A 17,094-nucleotide genomic window follows, 5' to 3' on the forward strand; every position below is an offset into this window, starting at 1 on the left:
CCGATGACACAGCATTCCTGCGGCGAAGTCATCACCTACGCCGCGTCAGAAAGGCGGCTGATTACCCGCGGTCAGTTCCCGTCTCGACGCAATGGCGGCGGAAGGCACGTTTCAAGAGGTCCAGCTCCTCTCGCAAGAGGTCCACTTCGACGCGTATGTCGTGCGCCAAGGCCTGCCCCGCGATCAGGTTAAAGGCTCCAACCTCCTCGTGTGTCGCGGAGTCGACAATCAAATAGGTCTGAACGCCCTCGGAGATGGTGTGCGGGGGGATCGGGACGCGCAACTGCCAGCCCCCATCCATGTCGTCCAACGCAACGCCCTCAATCGGTTCACCCAAGTGCGAAACCGAAATCGCCGGGGTTTCGCCATTACGGCCACCGTTCCTCAGGACCACGCCTTCCCAGACGCCCTCGATGATACGGGTTTTGGTGACGGACAAATCGGTCATCAAGAAATCCTTTTATTACAGGTCGGCGCGAGGCAAACGGCAGAAGGTCAGATCGCGGATCGTAACTTGGTTCATCTGGGCCCCTTCGAAAATCAGATCGACCCAAGCACTTTCGAGCCGGTTCTCCGCGATATCGCTATAGCCAAGGTCAAACTCGACCATCATTTCGCCCCCTTGCTGCAGGGGCACCTCGCGCACGATCTGCTCTGTGTTCGGGCCGTGCTTGATATTCAGACGCGCAAAAATCTCCAGCGTTTTCTCAGCTTCAATCTGCGTATCCATGCGGATCAGGTGCTTGCGACGCAAACCATTCAGCGCGTCTTTTGGCAGATCAACCGCAATCGACAAGAAGCTGCCATCGAACCGAAAGACATCCATGCGTACGGCATAGGGTGCAAGGTCTGACTCTCGGGTATTCCTGATCTGGCGCAGGGTCAGTTCTGAGGCAGAGCAATCGTGGAAAATAGTCGATCCCGGCCCAAACTCTGTGTTGCTGGGAACCGATGCAACGCCCTTGTGCGGGATGGGCTCACGCCACAAGGGCGGCCTCCATCCCCAGTCGGAATCGCGCGGCTGGCGAAAGATTTCAGACCCAATGGCAGGCAGGGCAAGACGGCTGTCAGCAACAGCGATGATCCGGTCCAGATGGTGACGTAGCAACTTCGCCCGATTGTTCTGCACCCGAAGGCGGCTCAGGTCCACCACATCGGCGCGCTGTGCCAGCGCAGCCCAGCGTGTCAAAATACGCCGAAACACAACCGCGTTCACCAGTTGTCTGGTCTTACCCATACTGTGCTGTCCCTTTCTTGGGTCTTTTCCGAACCTTATCAAGAAAACTGACAAAGAAACCTAGGGAAGAATAGCCAACGCACCCAGTTTTTTATTCTGTTTTGTCAACAATCGCCCAAGCGTCGTGCGCCTGCAGGATCAGACCGTCGGTCCTGGATCATACAGCCCATTGGCCAAAGATTTCAGAATGGCATTTCCGCGAGCCTGCGCCTCGTCCGCTCCGGCAGGCGCGTAGAGCGCCATCGAGACCAAGCGCCCCGACACAACGCGGATTGCGCGCCAGTAACGATCATCTCCACCAGGCAAAGTATCCTGCCCACCCGACGCGATGTGCAGCAGGGACACGGCACCTGCCTCCTCGCTTGCTAAGACCACGGGGTTACCCAAGGCATCGGCAAACGCAGCCGGCGACACTTGGGACGCGCCAACCTTTGGGCCAATGGAAATTGTGATAATCGCCGGTGACGCTGCAACCCCAAGCAAGGATCGGCAGCTGGAGACCAGAGCGAAACCGCCCTTGGCTCCGAAATCCGACGTGTTCCCCGTATCGATGCAGTAGCCCGCGGGCGCGGCAATCCCGACGTCACCGCCAGCCAATGCGACGGTGCGGGGACTTGCCTCAAGCAAAGGCAGGCGATCACAGCTCGCAGCGACAATCACCCCGACCAAAATCAGCAATGCTCGAACGGTACGTCTCATTCTGGGAAAAACCCTTCCTCCGTCGCGTTCAACCAAACAACAAATCACGCGAATCACCAAGCCTACATATCGGCATCACCCCAAGTAAAAAAGGCAAATTGGAGCATTTCGCTATGGATTTAACGGAACCCAGCGGCAACCAAATTCCATTTTTCGGTAACTGTGCACAAAGCCCGCGATTCCGAGTTTGAGATTACCACATTTGCGAACAATCCGATTTGTCCGGATTGTCGGCGCGGGTGTCCCTGCTACAGATAAAGATATGAAACGTCCCTCGCCCTACGCCCCCCACGACTCACTTGCCGCACCGGCCCACGCTCGACCAGAGCCTTGGCGGTTAGGACTGGGCATGGTGGTCCTGCTGGTTGCTGGCTACGGGATCATGTCGACCTATTGGGCCTTGGTCCAAACACTCGCCGGTGCGCAGGCCCCGGCCGTGATCAGCGACGCCGAGAACGGGTCGAGCCCAATCGGGCTGATCCTGCTTCTGATCAGTTTTGGCGCCCTTGGCCTAGGCCTCGCCTTGTCTGTCCAGCAGGTGCACAAGCGATCCTTTCTTGGGCTCTTTGGCCCGCTCGATCTGGCTTGGGCCCAGTTCAAGACAGTGCTCTTGCCCGTCGCTGGTTTGACATTTTTCATCGCAATACTGCCTAGTCCCGGCGACACGCCACCACTGCAAACAAACCTGCCATTTGGATACTGGCTGGTCCTCCTGCCTCTGTCCCTCTTTGCTTTGGCTGTGCAAATCATCACCGAAGAACTGCTTTTTCGTGGCTATTTGCAGCAACATTTGTCTGCTCTGACCAACGATCCGCGCATTTGGATCGGCGTTCCTTCTGCCCTCTTTGCACTTGGGCACTACGCGCCCGCCGAAGCAGGCGCAAATGCGGTCCCCTTGGCAATTTGGGCTGGCCTCTTTGGCCTTGCGATGGCGGATCTCACAGCGAGATCGGGCACGTTGGGCCCTGCTATTGCAGTGCATTTCGTCAACAATGCCCTCGCCATCCTCTTTATCTCGTTTAAAGGGGATCTTTCAGGTCTGGCCTTGTTTACCCTGCCCTCTGCGATGGACGATGTCGCGCCAGTGCGCGCGGCTTTACCCGTAGATCTGCTTATGCTGCTCGTCACTTGGCTTGCGGCACGCGTGGCACTGCGCCGATGAAGTCCTATGCCCCCCACGACCGCTATGTCGCCCCAGCCAAAGAGAGCGCGGACCTTGGACGACTGATCATCGGCTTTGCCCTGATCGAGGCCGCGTATTACGTCTCGCAACGCGCATTTTCACTGCTGCTTATTCTGATCGGAGAGACCGTCGGGCCGTCAGATCTAGAGCCTAGTTATGAATTCGGGGACACCGCTCTCGGACTTTTACTTCAGCTCTTCTCCTTTGGCTTCCTCGGACTGGCTGTCTTGGCCATTGTCTGGATCCAGCATAATCGCAGCGGCTGGACGATCTTTGGCGATCGTAATGGCTTTGGGCATACACTGTTCTGGTCTGCTTTGGCCTGCTTCGCAGTCTTTGCTGCGCTCGAGTTTCTGCCGCCGTTTTACAGTTACGACGGTGGAGAGTTGCAACTCGGTCGAATGATTCTGCTGCCACTATCGCTTGTTGCGATCCTTGTCCAAACAGGGGCAGAGGAAATGCTATACCGCGGGTATCTTCAGCAGCAATTCGCGGCACGCTTTCAAAGTCCCGTGATCTGGATGGTAGCACCGAACGTGCTGTTCGCGATCGCCCATCTGGACCTGAGCGGCGATCCCATTCTGAGCCTGCAATACGTCGCGTGGACCTTCGCATTCGGGCTGGCCTGCAGTGACCTGACCGCCCGCACGGGCAGTTTGGCGGCGGCCATTGGCTTTCACTTTTCCAATAATGCCTACGTTTTTCTGTTCTGGGCCGAGGAATTCACGCCCGACTCAGGACTGGCGCTCCTGCTGTTTCCCGAATGGGATGGGGCCGCCGCGCCCGAAGCTGTGCCCCTGATTGACCTGATTTTCTTGAGCGACCTCGCCTTGCCTCTGGTTCTGTGGCTCGCGGTGCGTCTGGCTATTCGCCGCTGATTGCAATCCTGCGCCATGACGCTTATTTGTGCGCCAACGCGCCGCAGTAGGCCTCAGGGGTATGCAATGAACTGGATCACCAACTACGTCCGTCCGACAATCAACTCGTTCTTCTCGCGCCGTGAAGTTCCCGAGAACCTGTGGACCAAGTGTGAGTCGTGCGGAACCATGCTGTTCCACCGTGAACTCAGGGATAACCAGAACGTCTGCACCAACTGTGGTCATCACATGGCGATCACCCCGCGCGAGCGTTTCGAGCACCTGTTCGACGGCGGCGTCTTTACCGAGGTAGCCGTGCCAGAGCCGATCGCAGACCCCTTGCAGTTCCGCGACCAGAAGAAATACCCCGACCGCATGAAAGCGGCCCAGAAAAAGACCGGCGAGAAAGAAGCCATGCTGGTCGCCGAAGGCGAAATCGGCCGGACCCCCATTGTGGCGGCGGCGCAGGACTTCACCTTTATGGGTGGCTCCATGGGCATGTACGTGGGCAACGCGATCATCGCTGGTGCCGAGCGTGCAGTTGAAATGGGCCGTCCCTTTGTTCTGTTCTCGGCCGCTGGTGGCGCCCGCATGCAAGAGGGTATCCTGTCCCTGATGCAGATGCCCCGCACCACCGTTGCCGTGCAGATGCTCAAAGAAGCGAACCTTCCCTACATCGTCGTCCTGACCCACCCGACCACCGGTGGCGTGACCGCGTCCTACGCGATGCTTGGCGATATCCAGATTGCCGAACCCAACGCCCTGATCTGCTTTGCCGGTCCCCGCGTGATCGAGCAGACCATCCGTGAAAAGCTGCCCGAGGGGTTCCAGCGCGCCGAATACCTGCTGGACCATGGCATGCTGGACCGCGTGACACCGCGCACCAAGCTGCGGGACGAGCTGATCACTATCACCCGTATGCTCATGGGCCAACCCCCAGCCGTGGCCGGTGACCTGCCTGCCCCTGACGAAGCCGCCGAGGCACCTGCCCTCGACGCACCTGCAGAAGAGCAGAAATGACTGAGGTGACATCGGACGTCATCCTTGACCGGATGATGGCGCTGCACCCCAAAGTCATCGACCTGACGCTAGACCGTGTCTGGCGTTTGCTCGAAGCTCTGGATAACCCGCAGAACGCGATGCCCCCCGTGATCCACTTGGCGGGCACCAATGGCAAGGGCAGCACCCAAGCCATGATCCGCGTGGGCCTCGAGGCGATGGGCAAGAAGGTCCATGCCTACACCTCGCCCCATTTGGCCCGTTTCCACGAGCGCATTCGTCTGGCGGGCGAGTTGATCAGCGAACCCGCTCTGACCGCCTTACTCGACGAGTGCTACGAAAAGAATGGCGGCGAGAATATTACCTATTTCGAGATCACGACCTGCGCAGCCCTACTGGCCTTCGCTCGGACACCGGCGGATTACACTCTGCTGGAAGTTGGGCTTGGCGGCCGTCTGGACGCGACCAATGTGATCGACACACCCGCGCTGACCATCATCACGCCCGTGGACATCGACCACCAGCAGTTCCTAGGCGAAACGCTGTCCGAGATCGCAGGCGAGAAAGCCGGCATCATCAAGCGTGGCGTCCCCGTGATCGTCGGCCCGCAAAAGGATGAAGGTCTCGAGGTGATCGAAGCCCGCGCCGAACGTCTTGGCGCTCCGGTTCTGGCCTATGGTCAGCACTGGCATGTGGGCACTGAAAATGGCCGTCTCGTTTACCAAGACGAACAAGGCCTGCTGGACCTGCCGCTGCCCAACCTGCCCGGCCCACACCAGATCATGAACGCAGGCGCCGCACTGGCTGCCCTGCGCCACCTCGGCGCTGATGAAGCGGCCTGTGAAGCAGCTGTGACCCAAGCGTTCTGGCCTGCCCGCATGCAGCGCCTGCGCGAGGGGCCCCTGTTCGACATCGCCGGTGACGCAGAACTCTGGCTGGACGGCGGGCACAACCCCGCCGCCGGTGACGCGATTGCGGCGACCCTGTCGCAGATGCCCGAACGCGAGACGCACCTGATCTGCGGGATGCTGAACACCAAGGACATCACAGGCTACCTGCGCCCCATCGCACAGTATGCCAGCAGCCTGACTGCCGTTTCGATCCCGGGTGAACCGAACACTCTGCCTGCTGAAACCACAGCAGAGGCAGCAGCAAAGGTCGGCATGACTGCGTCGACTGCGCCTGATGTCGACACGGCCCTGCGCCAGCTAACCGAAGGCAACCAGAACATCCGCGTTCTGATCTGTGGATCGCTGTATCTGGCGGGTCAGATTCTACAGAAAAACGGCTGAACCCGTCGGGGTCCAGCCGCTTTCATTCCGATGTGAGCGGTCGGGTTATTAAGCTTTGCGGTTCGACACGCGGCGCTGCGCACGGCCCTGTGCGCGCATCACGGTCGCAACGACGTCTGCTTCAGACGCAGGCATAACGACCACATTTGCGGTCGGAACGCGCTTGCGTGCGACGCTGCAGGCACCGCTTCCAGGGCGAACCATCATAACAACGGGGCTGTTGCCCTGTTCGATAATGCTCAGCAGTGCTTCGGCGTGCTCTTCGTCAGAGGCGCTGTCCTCCAGGCAAAGAATTACGGTGTGAAAGGTCATGCCGCTGTTGCGCATGATAGACACGGCCAACGTTGGATCGTCTGATCCGGCAACCTCGAGCCCTTCTTCGGACAGAAGCTGGGTCATCGCCCCAAGTGCTTCTGTCGAATCCGTGACCAGCAAGACAGGCAACGATGCAGAGCCAGCAGCGCTCTTCGCGTCATGCGCCCATGTCCGCACAGGCTCATTCGCCACCAGATGCATCGCGCGGCCGTACCGCTCGAAATGAATGCCACCATCCGCGCTGCACACGAATGTCAGGCCACGGGGCTCCTTGCGAGGAAGGTAGCCACATGTGCGAACGCTACGGCGCCCACCAGAGGGGGTGTTATCGTTTTCGAACATCGTATCGCGCCACCATAGAAGGGTGTGTCAAACTCATGAAAACCCTACTCCACTTGAGGCGTACTCGACAGACATCCTTCGGTATCGAGTTATATCCTTTGGGATGCTACATACATCCGTAGGAATGTCCCGAGCGGAACGTCCGTGGTGGTTCAGCGCTGTATCGGCAGGAATTGTCTCGCGTTTTTGCCAATCAGAGCGGATCTGCGCCGACTTTCATATCCGAAGCGCAGTCAACTGCCCATCTCGCAGACGGCGAGTCGCGCCAGATCATCGTGTAGGTTTAACTATCACCTCGACCGTAGAAGATATCTCATATGGGTATTCGCGAGTCGCGCTCAGGCAGTCTGCGCTGCAACCGCGATTCGCCGATCGGCGTCGCCAACCCTTGGCGGACGGGATCACTCCCGATCGTCACCCCAGCCTTCGGATTGCATCTCACGCAGGCGGCTGGCGGTACGGGTAAATTCAAACGCACCGTCCCCTTCGACATACAACATCTCGGGTTTATCAGCTGCGCTCGCAATCAGGCGAACCTTCGCTTCGTACAGGGCATCGATCAGAGTTACGAACCGTTTGGCCTCGTTGAAATTCGAGCGACCCAAAGTGGGGATATTCTCGATCACCAGCACACGTAGCGCATGGGCAATCGCCAAATAATCTGCAGGCCCCAGCGCCGCTCCGCAAAGCTCGTGGAAGCCAGCGCGCCCGACACAGTTATGATGGCGCGGGATTTCCAGCTTACGGCCTTTGACGGTCAGAACCAGAGAGTCCTCTCGCCCACCTGTCAGGTCTCTCCAGATCGCATTGATCTCTTGGCGGGCGGCTTCGTTCGCGGGCGAGAAATAGACAGGACTGCCGGCCAGACGATCCTGACGGTAATCTCGAGGGCTTTCCATCTCCCACACCACCAACTGTTCTTTGATCAAGGCAATAAAGGGCAGGAAAAGTTGACGATTGAGGCCATTCTTATACAGATCATCCGGCACGCGGTTCGAGGTTGTGACTACGACAACACCAGCGTCAAAGAGCATCTGGAACAATCGCCCCACAATCATCGCATCAGTGATATCGGTGATCTGCATTTCGTCAAAAGCGAGCAGCTTCACATCATCGATGATCTTTTGTGCTGCGGGTTTCAGAGCATCCTCAACACCCTCGGCACGGGCTTTGTGCATCGCCTCGTGGATTTCCTGCATAAAGGCATGAAAGTGGACGCGGCGCGCTGGCACGTTCAACTCAGAGACGAACAGATCCATCACCATGGATTTACCGCGGCCCACCCCACCCCATAGGTACAGACCCTTTGGAGGCGGTGGCGCCTTGCGAAAGAGCCCGCGTTTTACCGGCGTCGACAACTCGGCGCGAATGCGCTCGAATTCGGGCAGTACAGCCTCTTGGGCAGGGTCGCTCTGGATATCACCGGCAGCGACTCGGGCCGCATAAATCTGTTGGATCGTCTGTGTCATAGGCCTGATTAACTTGGCAGACGAACTAGGCCAATAGGTCAAAAGACTTCACCTAGAACACATTCAAAAAAACAGATTATACTTTTTGCTATTTTACTTTTGCCTTCCTCAGCGTTCCCCAGTAGACTTTGATAGTGTTTTGTTGTGCGTCGGTTATCATTTAGAACAATACTACAAACGTACGAGCGGGTAGAATGATTGCTGAGCAAGCATCCGAGAAGACTAAAGTCCTGATTGCAGACGACCACTCGATGGTCCTCGAGGTTCTCAGCCTATTCCTGGCCTCACAGCCCGATTTGGCAGTCGTTTCTGCAACAAATCTGGACGAAGCCCTTGATAAGCTAAAAGAAGAAGGCACGGTCGACGTGGTTCTTCTGGATTACAACATGCCTGGCATGAATGGTCTCGAGGGTCTGAAAAAGATGCTGGACAGCACCGCTGGCAAACCAGTTGGTATCATCACCGGCACGCCGACGCGGAAGTTGCTGGATGAGACTCTGGAAATGGGCGGCGCAGGCCTGATCCCCAAAACGATGCAGGCGCGCAGCTTGGCAAATGCCATCCGCTTTATCGCGTCGGGCGAGGTCTATACCCCGCTCAGCCTCATGCACGAGGAACCGGCCCAGGCTGCGAACCCTGACAGCCCGCTCAGCGACCGTGAAATGACCGTTCTGAATTTCCTTGGCGAAGGCAAACAGAACAAAGAGATCGCATACGAGCTCGACCTGTCCGAAGCGACGATCAAGATGCACGTTCGTTCGATATGCACCAAGCTGTCTGCAAACAACCGCACCCATGCGGTGTTCATCGCGCGGAACTCCGGCCTGCTGTAATCCAAGTGGGGCGCTGTAGAAGCGCGCCCCGCTAGTTCACTTCGCCGATCAACCCACGGAGCCGCATGATTGCGGCTTTTTTGATTTGTGACACACGGCCTGTGGTCACACCAAGGATCGCCGCGACCTCGTAGACGTTCAGTTCCTCGACATAGTACAGGTGCAAGAGCAGCGCCTCGCGCTCTGGCAGCTTTTCCAGTGCATTGCGTAGCAGCTGTTTGAGCTGCGACTGATGCGTCAGGTCTTCGGAGTTCTGGTTGCGGTCCTCGAACAGCATAGACTGATCCGAGTATACCTCGTCCAGCGACTGCACGCGGTTTGCTTGAAACCTTGCTTGCCATTCCTCGTATTCCTCAATGGGAATTTCCAGTTTGGCCGCGACCTCTTCGGCCTCGGGCGTCCGCCCGAATTCGCCTTCGAGGGCCTGAATGGCTTTCTTGACCTCTTGCTGCATCGCAATTGTCTTGCGGCACAGGTTCGAATTTCGCCGCAGCAGATCGACGATTGATCCCCGAACACGGATCGCAGCATAGGCAGAAAAAGAGACCCCTTCGCGCACGCTGTAGCGCTGCGAGGCGTCAACGAGGCCGAGATATCCGGCCTGCATTAGGTCTTCGAGTTCTACGAACCTTCCGACTCGTCCCAAGAAATGCCAGGCCAATCGCTTGACCAGATGCATGTGATCTTTGACCAGTTTTTCGGGGCTCGGCGCCTGCTCGGCATAGGATTTTGGCGCAATCATTCCACACCTCCGGAACTTGAGGGCTTTTGTGCGTATAGGCTTTGGATGCCCGCAGGCAGGGTTTGGCTCAGGGCTGCGGATATCTGGTCGCGGTCAGCGGCTGTCAGCGCGCCCACCACGGATTTCATTGCGCTGATCCATGTCAGCGGCAGACCGGCATCGACCAGACCCGTAATGTCATCAGGGTCCAACTCTTCTCCGGGGTTGGTGGTCAAGGCGACCACAGGGTCCAGCGCGCGCCATTGGCTCGCACTGGTCAGGACAGCCTTGCGCCGCATCCCCAAAGGCAGCGTGAGAACTGTGACTGTGTCTTCTTGCGTCGCCATGGCGTCGATGACGTCCTCTGACAGAGCGCTACGGCCCGACACGACCACGATGTGCAAATCGCAATCAGTCGGTGATTTCTTGAGCATATCGGCATTGGCGAAGTCCATCGGACAGCCCAAAAGCCGCGACTTCGACATCAGGTACGCACCATCCGCATGCGAGGCGCCGACGAAACTGACTTGGACGTCGCGGCCTGCTTGTGCCTGAGCTGCGGCAATTTGCAGAGACAGCAGGGACTTACCCGCGCCAACGCGGCCCACCAGCACCAAACGGCGTGCCCGCAGGACAGTAGCCGCAGGTGCGATCTGGGTGCGGCGCATCAGAGCAGCCACGCCATCTGTATCGGCGTTCGGGGCAGGTGTCGCCACGTTCTTGGCTGTTTCACCGGGCACGGGGTTCATCTGCGACTTGAACAGCTTGGAGAACCCCGCCTTGGGTCCGTCCGAACTAGGGGCCGTAGACGCAACCGTTTTGGGCTGCTCGACCTGAGGCATTGGCACAATCTGCGCCGTATTCGGAACCGCGGCGGGCGCTTCGGGCGCGGGCTGGGTTGCGATAGCGACGGCCTCTTTCGGCGGGACGGGATCGGTGGTCGCGGTAATCTCGACCATCCCGTTCCGCTTGACCGTGGACAGGATCAGGGCATCGGGCCCCAGACGGGCGACGATCTCGTCCATCGCCTGTGCGCTATCTTCTGCTCGTACGACTGTGGTCGGCATCAGAGGGTCTCGTCACTTCAGTTCTGGGGGGCCTGACCGATTTGGCGATTTCCGCCCACGGTGGCCACGATTTCGATCTTGCGGTTGTCCGGCAGCTCGTTCACCGCCAGCACGATGGCGTCGCTGCCATGTCCACGCAGGAAGCCCGCAAAAGGTCTCCGCAGCGCGTTAGAGACAATCACCACGGGCTGGCGCCCCTGAGAGAGCATCTCTTCGTTTGCTTGGTTCAGCGCCTGCAGCATCTTCTGGGTCAGGCCCTGATCCACGATCAGCCCCGCCCCTTTCTGGTAGCTGCGAGTCAGCAGCTCTTCGAAGTCGGGCGACAGCGTGATCAAAGGCAGGTTTTGGTTCAGCGGCGCGATCTGTTGCAGCAAGAGCGGCGTCAGTGCGGGGCGCAGAGCCTCGGCCATGTCTTGGGGGTCTTGCAAACGGCTTGCCACATCGGCCAATCCTTCCAAGATTCTGCGCAAATCGCTGACAGGAATGCGTTCGGACAGCAGATGACGCATGACAGAAGTGACGGTGTGCAGGGGCACGGGCTTGGGCACGACCGACTCGACCAGTGTGGGGCTGACCTCTGCCAGACGATCCAGCAGACCTTGGACGTCGTCGGGGCCAATCAGGTTGGCCGCGTGCTGGTACAGCATCTGGCTCAGATGGGTCGCAATGACAGAGTCGGGCTCGACCACCACGTGATCGTCGGCTTCGGCCTCGGCGCGCTGGTGGGGCATGATCCACGTCGCATCCATACCGAATGACGGATCTTTGACATCTACGCCCTTCAGTTTCTTGGTCGACATACCGCCCTGTAGGGCCAGAATGCGGTCCGGATAGACGGTATCCTCGGCCACAATCGCCTGACCAATGCGGATGCGATAGGTGTTCGAAGGCAGGTTCAGGTCGTCGCGAATGCGCACGCCAGGCACCACGAAGCCCATGGATTTCGACACCTCGCGGCGAATGCCGGTAATGCGCGACAACAGCTCTCCGCCCGACGCGGTATCGATCATTCCGACCAGACCAAAGCCGATCTGGATCGAGATGGGTGCGTAGTCGGTGACCTCTTCTGCGGTGATGGTACCGCTGTTTTGCGCCTCGCCTTCAGCGCCCGGAAGAGCGGGCAGATTGGCACCGCCGGATGCCTCGTCCTGTTTGGGTTTGATCTCGTTTTGGCGAGAATACCAATAGGCCGCACCCGCACCAGACGCCCCCAAGAGGAACAGGATATTGGGCATGCCAGGAACCATCCCCAGCAGGGCCATTACACCTGCAACGGGTAGCCATGCGCGGCTGATGTTGACCTGTTCGGTAATGTGCTCGGCCATGTCAGCCTCGCCCGAGACGCGAGTCACGATGATCGCAGTCGCGATCGAGAGAAGCAGCGACGGGATCTGAGCGACCAGACCGTCACCGATCGACAGCAGAACATAAGTCTCTGCCGCAGTTCCAGCCGACAAACCATATTGAGTGGTACCGATGATGATACCGCCCAAGATGTTGGCCGCGAGGATCATGATACCCGCAACCGCGTCGCCTTTGACGAACTTCGACGCACCATCCATGGCACCGTAGAAATCGGCCTCTTCGGCGACTTCCTTGCGACGCGCGCGCGCATCTTCGGGGCTCATGATGCCAGCGTTCAGGTCGGCGTCGATCGCCATCTGCTTGCCGGGCATCGCGTCCAGAGTGAAGCGGGCAGAGACTTCGGACACGCGGCCCGCACCTTTGGTAATCACCACAAGGTTGATGATCATCAGGATGATAAAGACGACGATACCAACCGCGAAGTTGCCCCCGATGACGAACGCCCCAAAGGCCTCGATCACCTTGCCCGCAGCGCCTGCACCCGTGTGACCGTCGGTCAGAACGATACGGGTCGAGGCCACGTTCAGCGCCAGTCGCAGGGTCGTCGCCATCAGCAGAAGGCTGGGGAAGCTGCTGAAGTCCAGCGGCTTGTAGGTGTTGATCGCCACCATCAGAACCAGCAGCGACAGCAGGATATTAAAGACAAAGAAAACGTCGAGCAGGAACACCGGCAGCGGCAGGACCATCATGGCGATCATCGCCAGGATGCCTAGGGGCAGGAACATGCCGCCCATCTTCTCTGTCGCCGAAGGATTTGAAATGTCAGCCATGCTGGCGGTCTCTTTCGCAGTTGACGGTTTTTCGACGCTTTGCGCCGTTCGTCGGATAATCTGCAAAAGCCGTGCCAGACGGTCCTATCCCATTGGTTTTAGGGAATAGCCGATCTGCGGGGCAGGATGGCACAGGGCTTGCAGACTTTCCGGCATCCACCGGCCCGCAACAGGAGAGCCTGATGCCCACCACCCCCTCTTTCATGCGCCTTGCATGTGCCGCCAGCATCGGACTGGCGCTGGCAGGTTGCCAAATGCCCCATCGCGCAGTTCAGGACCTGCCCTCGGACCCTGCCCCGCAGACCCGCGAGCTGGCAGAACTGAAGGACGCGATTGACCAGAACACCCCCGCCATGATGGCCCGCGCCAAAAAGGCCGAAGAGATCGTGCCGCTCACCGGCATGGGCTTTTCGCAAGTGGCAGGCCAACCCGGCAAAACCACCAATGAAAAGCGCCTGATGGCGATCCGCGCTGCCCGCCTAGAGGCGATGCGCGATCTGACCGAACAGGTGCACGGTCTGCGTCTGGATTCGACCTCGACCGTGAACGACATGGTGCTGCGCAGTGACTACATTCGCGGCCTTGTCGACGGTGAAATCCGCGGCGCCCGCACGACCAGCATCAAGCCCAAGAGCAGCGACACTTTCGAAGTTGTCCTGACCCTCGACCCTGACGTTGTCCGTTACATCGTCAAAGCTGCTAAAACCGGGAACTAAGCCATGATCCCTTCGCCCCTCGCTCTGCTGATCCGTCTGGCCACCATTGCCACAGTTCTGCTGTCTCTTGCGCTGCCCGTATCGGCCGCGACCAAGAATGATCAGGCTGTCTGGATCGAGGCTTGGGGCCACGCAGCGCCCGCCCGCGGCGAAAGTCAGGACAGCGCCAAGCGCCGTGCCCTGATCGACGCGCTGGTCAACGCTGGCCTGCAAGGCGGTGCGACCATCCGCGGCTACACCTTCATGGACAAGAGCAACATCGTCGCCGACCGCGCACTGATGCTCGCCAAAGGGCGCGTGATGCGCCACAAAATCCTGTCCTCGAATTTCGACGGCAATCTGTGGCAAGTGCGCGTACAGGCGTTGGTCGGTCCCGTGCCCGCAGGCTACTGCGGCAGCAAGCGGAGCCTCGTGATCAGCGCCCACGCGCCGACCTATCGCATGTCGCCCCACGTACCTGCCTTTACCCTGCCCATGGCGCAGGAAGTCTACAAAGACATGCTCTACACCATCGAGCGCAACCCCGCGACGCGGCTAGAGCGTGTGATGGCGAGCACCGGACGCGAGTCCAGCACCGTGCGCGCCAGCGGAATGGACTACAACAGCCTGACCCGTGGCACCGCGCCCTCTTCGGTACCTGGTGACCACGTGCTGCGCGTGACCTTCAACGGCGATGTTGCGCTGCAAAACGGAATGCAAACGGTTGTGCTGAATATCGACATCGATATGCGCGAGAGCAACGGCAACATCCGCACCCATCGCATCCAGCGCGCGGCGCCTGTGCCAAAGAATACCACCCTGCACGGTCTGACACTGCGCACCCGCACCACGACCGAAGCGCTCTTGCTGCGCGGCGTTGGTGACGAATTCAACCAAGTGCTCAGCGCCTTGGGATGTGAGCCACCTGCCGCACGCGTCGATTACGCCAGCAACACCCTGAGTGTGCCTGTCGGCGCCCGTCACGGGATCACACGCGGCGCTCTTGCCGTGCTCGAAGACCCGAACGACAGCTTTGGCCTGCTCGAAATCACCAAGCTGGAAAACAACCGCGCCGTTCTGCGCCCCCTCGACCCGACCCGCAGCGCCTCTAGCTTTGCCGGACGTCTGGTGTACTTCATGGAGGCTGGCCTGTGAAACTGCGCGCACTTCTTCTAGCTTTGATGCCGACGGTTGCAATGGCCTCCCCCTATGCGGATGGGATCAGCCCGACCGAAGTGACCGATCTGGTTAGTCAGGCGATGGTCGCTGCCGGTCAGAACGGGCAAATCCAAGTCAGCCAGATGCGCGGCTTTCCCGCCTGTGCAGATGCGCCAGCGGTGAGCCCCCGCAGCGGAGACTGGCGCACCGTCGAACTGCGCTGCGCCGCCCCCCGCAGTTGGAGCCGCTCTGTACGGACCTCTGCATCGGCGGGCGCATTGCCCCAACGCACCACGCGCGCCGAACCCGCCGGTATTCCCGTGTTGACCCTGACCGAAAGTCTGGCTGCCGGAACGGTGATCGAACCTACACATTTGACTCTAAAACCTGTCCGAGATGGGTCGTTAGATGGCCTGATGACAGATCCAAACTCTGTGATTGGCCGCACTCTGACGGTCAATCTGGGCGAGGGTCGCCCTGTTCTGGCGCGTCATCTGGAACACAACTGGTTGGTTACCGAAGGGACACCCGTCGCAATTGTCTACAATGCTGCAGGAATGTTGATCTTAGCATCAGGAATTGCAGCCGAGAACGGCCAACGTGGCCAGATAATTGCAGTACGGAATGTAGGAAGCGACAGGCTCGTCAAAGCCATCGTAACCGAACGCAATAAAGTACGAGTGGCGGCTAAAATGAACTAGCCATCCGTCGTTGTACTGTCCGAGAGTATTTGTATGCCTGTTTCTGTCTAAACCCGAGGAGAACGTCATGGTAGACTCCATCAATCCGTCCCTCGCCCGCGCCCGAATTCAAAAGACGCAGGGTGATACGCCCGCCCAAAGCTCCAAAGGTGCCGAGGGTTCAACGAGCGTCAACGCGCCCGCTGCAACTGACAGCGTGTCGCTTAGTGCCGCTGTGGCCCAGATGCCTGCTGGCGTCGACGAAACGAACCCGCCGTTCGACGTCGAAGCCGTGAAGCGCATCAAGGATGCCATTTCGCAGGGCAACTACCCTGTCGATCTGGACCGGATCACGGACAGCCTCTTCGAAGGCTACCGTGAGCTGATGCTCTAAGAACAAAAACTCGAAGCAATAAAACTGGAATCCCGAACGTGACCAGCGAACTGATCCTTTTGACCACCGCCGCAGCAGTTTCCACTCTTCTGGCGGGTGGTGCCTATGTCGCCCTGCGCCGTAAGCGTGCCCAGAAATCCGCGACCAAAGCCGAAAAGGCAGTCCTGGCAAACGTTGCCGAGGAACAGGCCAAGATTGGCGCAACGATCGAAGCAATTGCCACCGAGATTAAAGACATGCGCTCGGACATCCAGTGGCTGACCAGCGAACGCATGATTGATCAGGCCATCAACATGGCCCGTGAAGGGGAAAGCGGCTCCGAGATTGCGCGCCAGACTGGCATTTCAGCCGATGAACTGGTGGCAATGCAGGCTTTCCGCCGCCACTAATCAACTCTTGTTGCAGGTTGCCGGCAACTTGTTTTCCGGCAACTTACCACACCATTCTGTAAACAACTGACGAGCGCGGGCCTGAATGGTCAGGCGCTCTTGTTTTGAGATCTCCTGGCTCACGCCTTCGCGGAAGAGCGCCGCATAAGGGGCCTCGAACGCAGCCGCGACCGTGAACCACAACAGGGCTTCTGCCTTTTGCGAGGGTTCGCTGACCTCGTTGTAAACGCGGCCAAGAGCGGTCAGCGCTCCAAGGTCACCGCGAAGCGCCGTATCCGTCAAATCCTTGATCAGCCTCGCAGCTACGTCGGCGCGGCCTTCCTCGGTCAGGCGTTCACGCAGCAATTTGATCATGTCGATTGCCGCCTTCTCTCCCGAGAACCGCGATCGCCAAGCCCAGTAATAGGCATCTTGGTCATTCTGCGGAACGCCCTGCCCGATCGCGTAGAGCACGGCCAGATTGGCCTGTGCGGCACCATCGTTATGATCGGCCAGATCACGAAACAGCACGACAGCGCGGTCTAGGTCACCCCCCTTGAAGGCCGCCATCGCTTCGTCGAACTGGTCCGCCGAAGCAGGCAGTGCCACTGCCAGAGCCAAGGCCGCTGCGCTGAGTGTTCTGGTCAAAG

Annotated in this window: 19 protein-coding genes; 10 read left to right on the plus strand and 9 right to left on the minus strand. The window is 59.1% G+C overall.

Annotated features, from left to right (window positions below; genetic code table 11):
- Positions 1-61: 61 nt before the first annotated feature.
- From N4A58_RS17055 to N4A58_RS17065, 3 genes are all read right to left on the minus strand, one after another.
- Complete coding sequence (locus N4A58_RS17055; RefSeq protein WP_072708278.1) at positions 62-448, minus strand: hypothetical protein; 387 nt, start codon at positions 446-448, stop codon at positions 62-64.
- A 15-nt stretch (positions 449-463) separates the two neighbouring features.
- On the minus strand, positions 464-1,237 hold the full coding sequence (locus N4A58_RS17060; RefSeq protein WP_293711769.1) for a DUF6478 family protein: 774 nt from the start codon (positions 1,235-1,237) through the stop codon (positions 464-466).
- 138 nt (positions 1,238-1,375) lie between these two features.
- Complete coding sequence (locus tag N4A58_RS17065) at positions 1,376-1,936, minus strand: hypothetical protein (protein WP_293711772.1); 561 nt, start codon at positions 1,934-1,936, stop codon at positions 1,376-1,378.
- 262 nt (positions 1,937-2,198) lie between these two features.
- Between N4A58_RS17065 and N4A58_RS17070 the strand changes: the two genes are divergently transcribed.
- From N4A58_RS17070 to N4A58_RS17085, 4 genes are all read left to right on the plus strand, one after another.
- Positions 2,199-3,098 carry a type II CAAX endopeptidase family protein gene (locus N4A58_RS17070; RefSeq protein ID WP_293711775.1) on the plus strand — a complete coding sequence of 300 codons (900 nt, stop codon included), beginning with the start codon at positions 2,199-2,201 and terminating at the stop codon, positions 3,096-3,098.
- Entirely contained in the window at positions 3,095-3,997 is a 903-nt protein-coding gene (locus N4A58_RS17075) for a CPBP family intramembrane glutamic endopeptidase (RefSeq protein WP_293711778.1), read from the plus strand. Before N4A58_RS17070 ends, N4A58_RS17075 begins: the two co-directional genes overlap by 4 nt.
- Before the next feature lie 66 nt (positions 3,998-4,063).
- The gene (accD, locus tag N4A58_RS17080; protein ID WP_072708287.1) at positions 4,064-4,996 is read left to right on the plus strand and encodes an acetyl-CoA carboxylase, carboxyltransferase subunit beta; all 933 of its coding nucleotides are present in this window, start codon (positions 4,064-4,066) and stop codon (positions 4,994-4,996) included.
- Positions 4,993-6,267 (plus strand): folylpolyglutamate synthase/dihydrofolate synthase family protein, encoded by a 1,275-nt coding sequence (locus N4A58_RS17085; protein ID WP_293711783.1) that lies wholly within the window; start codon positions 4,993-4,995, stop codon positions 6,265-6,267. Before accD ends, N4A58_RS17085 begins: the two co-directional genes overlap by 4 nt.
- A 48-nt stretch (positions 6,268-6,315) precedes the next feature.
- On the opposite strand, the gene N4A58_RS17090 is transcribed toward N4A58_RS17085, so the two are convergent.
- Entirely contained in the window at positions 6,316-6,924 is a 609-nt protein-coding gene (locus N4A58_RS17090; protein WP_293711786.1) for a hypothetical protein, read from the minus strand.
- 401 nt (positions 6,925-7,325) lie between these two features.
- On the minus strand, positions 7,326-8,393 hold the full coding sequence (zapE, locus tag N4A58_RS17095; RefSeq protein WP_293711789.1) for a cell division protein ZapE: 1,068 nt from the start codon (positions 8,391-8,393) through the stop codon (positions 7,326-7,328).
- A gap of 194 nt (positions 8,394-8,587) precedes the next feature.
- Here zapE and N4A58_RS17100 point away from each other — a divergent pair, with 194 nt between their 5' ends.
- Positions 8,588-9,226 carry a response regulator transcription factor gene (locus tag N4A58_RS17100; RefSeq protein WP_072708295.1) on the plus strand — a complete coding sequence of 213 codons (639 nt, stop codon included), beginning with the start codon at positions 8,588-8,590 and terminating at the stop codon, positions 9,224-9,226.
- Between the two features lie 31 nt (positions 9,227-9,257).
- Here N4A58_RS17100 and N4A58_RS17105 read toward each other — a convergent pair whose 3' ends face one another.
- The 3 genes from N4A58_RS17105 to flhA are packed head-to-tail and all read right to left on the minus strand — an operon-like array spanning position 9,258 to position 13,149.
- A complete protein-coding gene (locus N4A58_RS17105; protein ID WP_072708297.1) occupies positions 9,258-9,968 on the minus strand; it encodes a sigma-70 family RNA polymerase sigma factor in 711 nt (236 codons plus the stop codon).
- Positions 9,965-11,014 carry a hypothetical protein gene (locus N4A58_RS17110; RefSeq protein ID WP_293711795.1) on the minus strand — a complete coding sequence of 350 codons (1,050 nt, stop codon included), beginning with the start codon at positions 11,012-11,014 and terminating at the stop codon, positions 9,965-9,967. The genes N4A58_RS17105 and N4A58_RS17110 overlap by 4 nt, the downstream gene beginning before the upstream one ends.
- A gap of 17 nt (positions 11,015-11,031) precedes the next feature.
- Positions 11,032-13,149, minus strand: coding sequence for a flagellar biosynthesis protein FlhA (gene flhA, locus N4A58_RS17115; protein WP_293711797.1), 2,118 nt, complete (start codon positions 13,147-13,149; stop codon positions 11,032-11,034).
- A gap of 182 nt (positions 13,150-13,331) precedes the next feature.
- Between flhA and N4A58_RS17120 the strand changes: the two genes are divergently transcribed.
- From N4A58_RS17120 to N4A58_RS17140, 5 genes are all read left to right on the plus strand, one after another.
- A complete protein-coding gene (locus N4A58_RS17120) occupies positions 13,332-13,865 on the plus strand; it encodes an LPP20 family lipoprotein (protein ID WP_293711800.1) in 534 nt (177 codons plus the stop codon).
- A gap of 3 nt (positions 13,866-13,868) precedes the next feature.
- Positions 13,869-14,999, plus strand: a complete 1,131-nt coding sequence (locus N4A58_RS17125) for a hypothetical protein (protein WP_072708303.1) — start codon at positions 13,869-13,871, stop codon at positions 14,997-14,999.
- The gene (gene flgA, locus N4A58_RS17130; RefSeq protein WP_293711803.1) at positions 14,996-15,703 is read left to right on the plus strand and encodes a flagellar basal body P-ring formation chaperone FlgA; all 708 of its coding nucleotides are present in this window, start codon (positions 14,996-14,998) and stop codon (positions 15,701-15,703) included. Before N4A58_RS17125 ends, flgA begins: the two co-directional genes overlap by 4 nt.
- Positions 15,704-15,770: 67 nt before the next feature.
- Positions 15,771-16,076, plus strand: a complete 306-nt coding sequence (gene flgM / locus N4A58_RS17135) for a flagellar biosynthesis anti-sigma factor FlgM (protein ID WP_293711806.1) — start codon at positions 15,771-15,773, stop codon at positions 16,074-16,076.
- Positions 16,077-16,114: 38 nt separating this feature from the next.
- Positions 16,115-16,465, plus strand: coding sequence for a hypothetical protein (locus N4A58_RS17140; protein ID WP_072708307.1), 351 nt, complete (start codon positions 16,115-16,117; stop codon positions 16,463-16,465).
- On the opposite strand, the gene N4A58_RS17145 is transcribed toward N4A58_RS17140, so the two are convergent.
- Positions 16,466-17,092 carry a sel1 repeat family protein gene (locus tag N4A58_RS17145; RefSeq protein ID WP_143095349.1) on the minus strand — a complete coding sequence of 209 codons (627 nt, stop codon included), beginning with the start codon at positions 17,090-17,092 and terminating at the stop codon, positions 16,466-16,468. It abuts the gene before it with no gap.
- Positions 17,093-17,094 lie beyond the last annotated feature (2 nt).

The sequence above is a fragment of the Donghicola sp. genome (assembly GCF_025210255.1).
GTDB classification, from domain to species: Bacteria; Pseudomonadota; Alphaproteobacteria; order Rhodobacterales; family Rhodobacteraceae; genus Donghicola; species Donghicola eburneus.

Coding starts and splice junctions, on each gene's coding strand:
- N4A58_RS17055 (WP_072708278.1), bottom strand. CDS start 448: ATGACCGATTTGTCCGTCACCAAAACCCGTATCATCGAGGGCGTCTGG.
- N4A58_RS17060 (WP_293711769.1), bottom strand. CDS start 1,237: ATGGGTAAGACCAGACAACTGGTGAACGCGGTTGTGTTTCGGCGTATT.
- N4A58_RS17065 (WP_293711772.1), bottom strand. CDS start 1,936: ATGAGACGTACCGTTCGAGCATTGCTGATTTTGGTCGGGGTGATTGTC.
- N4A58_RS17070 (WP_293711775.1), top strand. CDS start 2,199: ATGAAACGTCCCTCGCCCTACGCCCCCCACGACTCACTTGCCGCACCG.
- N4A58_RS17075 (WP_293711778.1), top strand. CDS start 3,095: ATGAAGTCCTATGCCCCCCACGACCGCTATGTCGCCCCAGCCAAAGAG.
- accD (WP_072708287.1), top strand. CDS start 4,064: ATGAACTGGATCACCAACTACGTCCGTCCGACAATCAACTCGTTCTTC.
- N4A58_RS17085 (WP_293711783.1), top strand. CDS start 4,993: ATGACTGAGGTGACATCGGACGTCATCCTTGACCGGATGATGGCGCTG.
- N4A58_RS17090 (WP_293711786.1), bottom strand. CDS start 6,924: ATGTTCGAAAACGATAACACCCCCTCTGGTGGGCGCCGTAGCGTTCGC.
- zapE (WP_293711789.1), bottom strand. CDS start 8,393: ATGACACAGACGATCCAACAGATTTATGCGGCCCGAGTCGCTGCCGGT.
- N4A58_RS17100 (WP_072708295.1), top strand. CDS start 8,588: ATGATTGCTGAGCAAGCATCCGAGAAGACTAAAGTCCTGATTGCAGAC.
- N4A58_RS17105 (WP_072708297.1), bottom strand. CDS start 9,968: ATGATTGCGCCAAAATCCTATGCCGAGCAGGCGCCGAGCCCCGAAAAA.
- N4A58_RS17110 (WP_293711795.1), bottom strand. CDS start 11,014: ATGCCGACCACAGTCGTACGAGCAGAAGATAGCGCACAGGCGATGGAC.
- flhA (WP_293711797.1), bottom strand. CDS start 13,149: ATGGCTGACATTTCAAATCCTTCGGCGACAGAGAAGATGGGCGGCATG.
- N4A58_RS17120 (WP_293711800.1), top strand. CDS start 13,332: ATGCCCACCACCCCCTCTTTCATGCGCCTTGCATGTGCCGCCAGCATC.
- N4A58_RS17125 (WP_072708303.1), top strand. CDS start 13,869: ATGATCCCTTCGCCCCTCGCTCTGCTGATCCGTCTGGCCACCATTGCC.
- flgM (WP_293711806.1), top strand. CDS start 15,771: ATGGTAGACTCCATCAATCCGTCCCTCGCCCGCGCCCGAATTCAAAAG.